The organism is Novosphingobium sp. Chol11 (genome assembly GCF_900218065.1).
GTDB classification, from domain to species: domain Bacteria; phylum Pseudomonadota; class Alphaproteobacteria; order Sphingomonadales; family Sphingomonadaceae; genus Sphingobium; species Sphingobium agri.
The window spans coordinates 2,372,993-2,380,759 of the sequence record NZ_OBMU01000001.1; the positions used below are offsets into that span (position 1 = coordinate 2,372,993).

Annotated in this window: 5 protein-coding genes; 1 reads left to right on the forward strand and 4 read right to left on the reverse strand. The window is 63.0% G+C overall.

Annotation, left to right across the window (positions count from 1 at the left end; genetic code table 11):
* Nucleotides 1-69: 69 nt before the first annotated feature.
* The 3 genes from NCHOL11_RS18200 to NCHOL11_RS11845 form a co-directional block, all read right to left on the reverse strand.
* Entirely contained in the window at nucleotides 70-360 is a 291-nt protein-coding gene (locus tag NCHOL11_RS18200; RefSeq protein WP_255254779.1) for a DUF5818 domain-containing protein, read from the reverse strand.
* 6 nt (nucleotides 361-366) lie between these two features.
* Nucleotides 367-666, reverse strand: a complete 300-nt coding sequence (locus NCHOL11_RS11840) for a hypothetical protein (protein ID WP_097092477.1) — start codon at nucleotides 664-666, stop codon at nucleotides 367-369.
* 94 nt (nucleotides 667-760) lie between these two features.
* Nucleotides 761-5,614 (reverse strand): autotransporter domain-containing protein, encoded by a 4,854-nt coding sequence (locus NCHOL11_RS11845; RefSeq protein ID WP_097092478.1) that lies wholly within the window; start codon nucleotides 5,612-5,614, stop codon nucleotides 761-763.
* A 486-nt stretch (nucleotides 5,615-6,100) separates the two neighbouring features.
* Between NCHOL11_RS11845 and NCHOL11_RS11850 the strand changes: the two genes are divergently transcribed.
* Nucleotides 6,101-6,832, forward strand: coding sequence for a hypothetical protein (locus NCHOL11_RS11850; protein WP_141397854.1), 732 nt, complete (start codon nucleotides 6,101-6,103; stop codon nucleotides 6,830-6,832).
* Nucleotides 6,833-6,845: 13 nt separating this feature from the next.
* Here the strand turns inward: NCHOL11_RS11850 and NCHOL11_RS11855 are convergent, their stop codons facing one another.
* The gene (locus tag NCHOL11_RS11855) at nucleotides 6,846-7,634 is read right to left on the reverse strand and encodes a PhzF family phenazine biosynthesis protein (RefSeq protein WP_097092480.1); all 789 of its coding nucleotides are present in this window, start codon (nucleotides 7,632-7,634) and stop codon (nucleotides 6,846-6,848) included.
* Nucleotides 7,635-7,767 lie beyond the last annotated feature (133 nt).

Below are 7,767 nucleotides of genomic sequence, written 5' to 3' on the forward strand. Positions count from 1 at the left end.
GCGGCCTGAAAGGCAAGTGAGGGGCCTCGACAAGCTTAGCCCGAACGGGGTGGCCGAAAGTCGGCTAATTTAGGTCGATGCGCGAGTGGTCAAAGGTCGAACCAGGCCAAAGCGGCCGAGCAGTTGCCACCATCGGCGAAGCGGTTGCTTTAGAGGCGGGTCGATCGGCGATATGCGATGCACGTCCAGCAGGTCGAAGCCCGACCGCCTTCCTTCGACCTTCACTCGCATTCCCAGATAGCGCCGGGCAGATCGAGGCGCGTCCAGCTGCCAGATGCCACCGCCATCCGTTTCCAACGCACAGCCCCATCGGCCCGGGCGCAATATTCCGGTTTCCACATGACATAGGCCTCTAGGCATCCGGGTTCATCCCGGAAGCCGATGGCGGCGCAGTTCGGCAGTGCCATCTAAGGCTGACAGGCGATCGAAGATGGCGCGCTTGAGCAGCGGCGATGCGTGGATCAGATGTTGAAGTTCGCGGATCGCGCCATCGATCACGCCCTTGTCATAGTCACTGACTACGGTGCGGCGCGTGGATGGCGGCGTTGGATCGACGAAGAAGCATATGCTGTCCTGTTCGCCCGCCAAAAGCTCTACATGATGCTGCCTGAGCCGATCGATCAGCATGTCGGCGACATATTGTTCCCATTTCATATCCGTGCCCATCTTCCAACGCTGGAGGTCTGTCCCGCACTCAACAGGTGAGCCCAAAAAAAGGGCGCGCCGAAATCGACGCGCCCAGTGCATGAGGAGAGTTGGATCAGAAACCGAAGCTGATACCGCCGCGGATCTGAGCCAGGCTGTTGTGCCCGCCGAAGCCGTAGCCACCGGACAGGAACAGGTTGACGCGCTTGTTCACAGAAGCGTCGATACCCAGTTCGATCAAGCCATGACCATCGGGGTCGACGCCCTTCAGGTTGAAGGCGTTGCCGCCGCCCACATATTGGACGGTGCGGTCGCTGCCGATGTTGCCCTGGAAGCTGTACTGCACCTTGGCATAGGGGCGGTATGCGACGCCTTCGACGTCGCCCAGCAGGGCACCCGCCTTCACACCGATGACCGGCGAGAAGACCGTCTTCGACGCATCATCCACACGCAGACCGATGCCTGCGCCACCTTCTTCGGTGAAGCCGTTCATCGACCAGCGGCGCAGAGCCAGCTTACCATAGGGCGTCACGACCAGACCGTTGCCAGCCGCGAAGTCATAGCCCAGTTCCAGGCTGGCATCCCATTGCGAGCCCTTGAAGTCGCCTTCGATGGTGCGGGCAAGCAGGGTCAGGTCGCGTTCGACTTCGAACTTCGAGAAGCCGTAGGCGAACTGGAAGCTGCCGTAGAAGGGACCAAAGCCCTGGGTCGCATAGGCACCGATGGTGTAGGTGCGGACCTGCGCTTCTTCCGGCGAACCCTTGGCCGAAACGTCATGCTGACCATAGCCGAAGCCGATGCCGAAGGCGCCGTCTTCCTGATAAGCGACGTCGATACCGAAGGCGCCACCATAGCTGTTGGTCTTGATCTTCGACGCGCCCGAGCGGGTGCCGCCCGTCTTGGCGAAGTTGGCCGAGGGGTTGAACCAGATTTGGGTGCCCAGAGCCTCTCCATAACCGCGACGCGCCGCCAGACGGCTGACCGTGGTGTTGAAGACGGCGTTCTGATCCACCGCAGCAAGCGAACCGTAGATTTCCGCCGAGGAAAGCTCGTTGAAGACCTGCGCCGCCTGTGCGCTGTTGAGGCGCCAGTCGAGGCCAGCCGCGATGTTCGCGATGTCCTGCGCATTGGCGATCTCGGTCGCGGTGGCAAAGCCGTTGCCGCCGGCAGCGTCCGTTTTAACGCGGGCGATGACGTCAGCAAGCGCGCTGTCCAGACCCACAGCCGCAGCAGCCGCGTTGCGGTTGGTCGCGCCAACAGCATAGCTGTTGCGGGTCGCTTCGATCGACACGGTCTTGGCAGCCGTGTCATGCGTCAGGCCGAAGGTCACGAACTGCGAGTTCAGCGACGAGGTAGCCGTTGCCGTGACATCACCCGTACCCGTGTAGGTGAACAGCGTGTAGCCGTCGCCCGTGGAATAGAGGCTGTCCTTCGACACGGTCACCGCGACCTTGCCAGCGAGGTTCAGGTTCCCGTCCACCGTGACGAATGACGGGGTCGAGAAGACACCGGCATTTTCCGGAGTGGTGAAGTAGGGAATGCCCACGCCGCCAGTGATCGGGCCCAGAACTTCCGGAGCCGTGCCGCCATTGGCAATGGTGAGGCCGTTGCGGATCAGCGAAGGATTGACGCCCACGACCGTCGTGCCGGTGGCACTCTGGGTGTAGTTGCCCTGCTGATAGACTTCGATGCCCTTGATCGCTTCCGGACCCGAGCTGACGATGCTGTTGCCGACCGTGCGGATGACGGTGGGCTCGCGACGGCCGATGACCAGGGTCGCATCATTGTTGATGTTGCCCTTGATCCCGAAGACCGCATCGTCCGAAGCCGTGCCCAGCTGAAGCTCGCCAGCCTGCACGTTGAGGTTGCCGACGTCCATCGTCCAGGCAGCAGGCGTGGAGCCTTCAGCCGGGACATATTCGGCACCCGTCACGACGAAGGTGCCAGCACCGGTCTTGTTGACGGTATTGACGCCAAGCACGCGAACCGCCGTCGGACCGAACAGGCCTTCAGCATCTTCCGGCAGGGTCGCGACCGGCGTGAAGTCGGCCGCTGCGGTCGAACCCGCGAGCTTGAGTTCGCTGGCCCCCAGGAAGCCAGCGCCGTTCAGGTTGACCGTGGTGTTGGTCAGGAACGCACCGCTGTCATCGCGCTGGGCGTCGATGTCGCCGAGCGTGATCGAGCCATTGTTGAGGTTGATCGTGGCGTTGATGTCAGCCGTTTTGACGGCGGCTTCGCCACCGACAGTCAGGTTGAATGCAGCCGGATCGACCTGTGACGAGTCAAGCGGAACGCCCGCGCCCGAAACCAGCGAGGCAAGATCAGAGGCAACTTCGCTCTGTGTCGATACAGCACCCGTCACGGTGAAGCCGCGGGAGATGCCGTTCTGGTCAACCGTGTAGGTTTGAGCAGACGGAGCGGCGGTGACGGTGACGGCCGTCGTATTGACGGTCGCATCGACAGTGGCCGTGCCGCTGAACACCGACCCGCCGAGCGTCGTGGTGCCCGTCAGGATGCCGTTGTTCGTGACAGCACCGGTGACGCCTTCCAGTTCTACGTCACCGAACGCGATACCGTTGTTGGTGAAGCTGGCGTTGCCGCCGACCGGAGCCGCCGTGATGCTTGCCGCGATGGTGCGTGTGCCAGCATTGGTCGGGTTGGTGTCGGTGATCGTCGCCGTGCCGCCCTGATCCAGCGCGGAAACGCTGAAGACATTGCCTGCGCCGAGTGTACCGGCTGAGCCATTGTTGACGAACGAGGCAGAGGTGAGGCCTTCAACATCGACATCGCCAAGGACGGTTCCGTCGTTCGTGACCGAGGCCGCCGCGCCGACTGGCTGATCAGTGAGCGTCCTCACGATGCTGACGGGAGTGAAGCCGTCCGCCGCATAGGTGGTGACGACTTCCTGGCTGCTGTCGAAGCCGACGCTGCGGGCAGACAGGGTGCCGCCAGAGCCGTTGTCGGCGTCGCCGATGACACTGCCTTCGCCGATCGCGATCGAGGCACCGCCCACGCCAAAAGCCGAGACGTTGCCCGCTACGCTGGGCACGCCCTGCTGCGACGGCGCGTCCACGACAACCGAAGCCTGGCCGCCTGCCGAGGTCAAGCTGCTGCTGTCGCTGCTGGTGGTCAGCGTGTCGATGCCGCCAGCGACGGTGTAATTGTCAACGCTCTCGCTATTGGAGAGGTCGGTGCGGGACGAGGCAGATACCGATCCACCAACCGAGCCGGTGATGTTGGCGCTTGCGTTGCCGAACGCCGAAACGACGGTGGCACCGAGATCGATGCGTCCGGCATTGTTGAGCGTTGCGTTGCCAGCAACGGCAGGTGCTGCTTCCGTCGAGGTGGTGGTGACAGTAGCTGTACCATCCCCAGCGGCGTCCACCGTGCGCGTTGTGGAGGTGGTGAATGCCACGTCAGCGGGCGTCGAGACGAAGGGCCCTATCTGCGCGGTGCTCACGAAGACGTTGCCGCCAACGGACGCGTCGGCGCCGATGTCGGCAGATGCCGCAGCGCCACCCGAGACATTCACGCTGCCGCCCACATTGGCCGCACCCTGAAGCGCCACGGAAGCTGCGCCGCCGGTCTGGCTCTGGGTGAACTGCGTGCTCGCGGACGAACTGGTCCCCTGCAGGACGCCAGCGTCGTAGGTATCGGTGCTTTCCGAGTTGGTCGTCACATTGATGGCGAAACCCTGGCTGGTCGAGCTGACATTGCCGGAGATCTGGCCGCCATTGACGTTCACCACGCTGCCAGCGTTGCCAAAGGACGTCACATCGCCATTGCGGCCGGAATCGCCAGGAGCAACCGTGCCGCTGACGTTTACGGTGCTGGTGCCGCCGGTGGAGGCGAAATCAGTGGTGTCGACGCTGGTGGCGACCACCGTGCCGGTGCCCGCGCCATCGCGCGAGTCGGTAGCAACGTCCGTGCTTGCAGTGGCCTGCGATATGCCCTGCGCGGTGGACGACACGTCGCCATAGACGCTGCCGCTGACGGTGGCCGTGCTGTTGGCGGCGGAGAACTGGCTGACGCTGCCGTCATTGCCGGTGCCGAAGTTCAACGAGCCGTTGATGCCTGCATAGGTGCCAGTGACATCGCCGCCGATGATCTCGCTCGAGCTGCTGGACTGCGTGGTCGTGGTCGTTCCCGAGACCGTCACCGTGGGTCCAGTGCTGGTCGAGACCGTGCTGCCGCTCGAAGCGGTGGTCTGACCCAGGACCTGGCCATTGTTCCCGACGGTGACCGCGCCTGTGCCCGAAGCAGCATCGACGTCGCCGCTGATACGTCCAGCGGCCGCGTTGGTGATCGAGATCGCGCCATCCGTGGTCGCAGTCAAGGCGTCGCCGCCGACCAAGCCGCTGTTGGCCAAAGTGACAGAACCGGTCGTTGCCGCGCCGACCAGGTCGCCAACGACAGAACCGTTGTTGGTGACCGCGACGTTCGCGGTGCCCAGGGCCGAGCCAATGAGGCTGCCGCTCACTTCGCCCGCCGGGCCATTCACCAGCGCCACATCGCCATAGGCCGAACCGACGACGTTGCCGTCCACGACAGCATTGTTGGTGATCGAAGCCGTGCCGCCGAAGCCGTTCGCGCTGATGCTGCCTGCTACTTCGCCATTATTGGTGGCGGTGAAGCTGTTCGCGGCAGCCGTGCTTCCGACGCCGCCAAAGGCAATACCTGTCACCCGGCCGTCATTGGTCAGCGAAACCGCACCGTCGCCTTCGCCAGCCGCATAGCCGCCCGCGACGAAATCATAGCCGACGGCGCCGCCAGTGATGTCAGCCCCAGCGGCGATCGTGACGTTCAGATCGGGATTGGCAGGCGTCGGGATCGCTGCATCGATGTCGGCGTTCACTGCAGCCGCCGTACCTGCGCCGGTTGGCACATTCACAGCGGCAGGAGCGGCAGAGGCTCCGCTGGCGTTGGCGAGGAGCGCCATCGCCGGCATCGAGGCTGACAGTAGCAGCATCCGATGCAGTTTCGAGTTAGTTCTCATTCGTCTTTCCCCTAGTCATCGTGCAAAGCCGCGAAGCCAAGCGGCGCAGGGGAGAAGGCCCGGGGCGACACCAGCCCGGCCTTTCCGCATCTAAATGCGCGGTGAAAAATCCCCTTCACCCCCTGCACAACGCCAGACGCACTTCGCGTGCGTGTGCGCAACTTGCGCAAACGTCCTATGCGCAATCCCTTTTCTTCGCAACGGCTTTTTGCGGTAGCGCAAACAGAAGCGCAAATGACTCCGAATTTATGAGCTTTTGTCTCCGCATCGGAGGGATTTGGATGAATTTTCTAGATATTCATGTGCGCAAATTGTATAGATGTTCAATATGCAATTGGCAGGTTTGCAGCGGAAATGTGAAGCCCTCTAAAAACCATTGATAGGAGGCCGGGCGTTTGCGCGGCTGCCGTTTCTATCGAAGTGGTCACACCGGTGTGCCCAGAGCAGGCGCGGAACAACATGCCTTTTGACTATGAATGGGATCAGCAGAAAGCGCGCGGGCTGATCAGTTGCCTGATCGAGGAAACCGGCCTTTCCGCGACCGAAGTCGCGCGGCGATCAGGCTTGTCACCATCGACGCTCACTCGGATCTACCCCACGCCATCGGTCGGCTATTCCCTCTCCGCCCGAAGCATTGCCAAACTCAGGGAAGCCTTTCCCGAGCCGTTTGCCATGTGCGAGGCGCGGGGCAGCGTGGCTTCGATCCCGAGCCACAGCCATATGGTGAAAGAACGGCCGCTGCCCTTTGCGATGCCTGGTGATCGATCGATACCCGTCTATGCCGCTTCGCTCCTGTTCCCCGACGACGACAGCATATCGGTCGCAAATGATCTGGAAATCTGGGAAGGCGACTTTACGCAACCGGCTGCCTACATGCCTGCTCCGTTCGGCCGTGGCGACGCCAACCGCTATTTCGCCATCTACATCCCCAGCGAGGCCATGGAGCCACGCTTCCGGGCTGGTGAGCGCGTGATATTGGACAGGATCAAGCCTGCGTCCATCGATACAGATGTGATCGTGCAACTGCGCGACGACGACGAACGGTCCTTATGGACGATCGGCAAGCTGAGCGCCCGGGACCGCAACCTGATCGGCCTGACGCAATATAAGGATCGGGTGACCGCCTCCATTCACCGCAGCAAGGTGCGGCATATCTTTCCCATCATAGCGATGCTCGACGACGAAGCCTGAGGTCAGCGCGGCTCTACAGCAAAAATTGCCCCTCTATTACCGTGCGGCAGGCTCCGGTCAGGGTGACGCGGTCGTCTTTCAGTTGGCAACTCATACTGCCGCCGCGTGGTGAGGCTTGAACGGCGCTGAGCTTCGTCTTGTCGAGCCGCTCGGCCCAGAAGGGAGTGAGCAGGCAGTGCGCTGAACCCGTCACGGGGTCCTCGTCCACGCCGCCGCCCGGCACGAAGACGCGGCTGATGATGTCGCTGCCTTCGCCTGGAGCCGTCGCGATGAGCATGATGTCGCCCAGCGCTTTCAGAGCCGCATAGTTGGGCTGGAGCGCGCGGATCGCCGCAGCATCGGGGAAAAGGAAGAGGCTATAGCCGCCGCCGCGCCAGTGGGACTCGATGGGGGCGCCGCCTAGCCCGGCGGCAAGGTCAGGCAGCGCTCGCGGCTCCATGTGCCAGGCGGGCAGCGAGAGGGCATAGCCGTCGCGATCCCTTGCCACCGTGAGGACGCCTGCATGCCGGGTGCGGAAGCGAAGCGCGGTGCGGCCGCCCATCAGCACATGGCCGCTCGCGAGGGTAGCGTGGCCACACAGCTTTACCTCGACCGTGGGCGTGAACCAGCGCAGCGCATAATCGGCGTCCGGATCATCAGGCAAGGGAACGGTGAAGGCGGTTTCCGACAGGTTGTTTTCCGCCGCGATCGCCTGAAGCGTCGCATCGTCGAGCCAGCGGCCGAGCGGCATCACAGCGGCCGGATTGCCAGTGAAAGGCGCGTCGGCGAAGGCGTCGACCTGGGTGAAAGGAAGGCTGGTCATGAAGATTGTCCTGGCTGGTGACGCCATGATGGCGGGATGCGGGGCGGGAAGACAGGGCCAGCGGAGACATATTGGTCTGGGTTCGAATATTGGGTGGGGAGCGACGTGGCGTTCGGTGTAGAGGCCCGAGATG

Bases quoted from the DNA above. Each gene is read 5' to 3' on its own strand.
- NCHOL11_RS11855 (WP_097092480.1), bottom strand. From the start codon at position 7,634: ATGACCAGCCTTCCTTTCACCCAGGTCGACGCCTTCGCCGACGCGCCT.
- NCHOL11_RS18200 (WP_255254779.1), bottom strand. From the start codon at position 360: ATGCCTAGAGGCCTATGTCATGTGGAAACCGGAATATTGCGCCCGGGC.
- NCHOL11_RS11840 (WP_097092477.1), bottom strand. From the start codon at position 666: ATGGGCACGGATATGAAATGGGAACAATATGTCGCCGACATGCTGATC.
- NCHOL11_RS11850 (WP_141397854.1), top strand. From the start codon at position 6,101: ATGCCTTTTGACTATGAATGGGATCAGCAGAAAGCGCGCGGGCTGATC.
- NCHOL11_RS11845 (WP_097092478.1), bottom strand. From the start codon at position 5,614: ATGCTGCTACTGTCAGCCTCGATGCCGGCGATGGCGCTCCTCGCCAAC.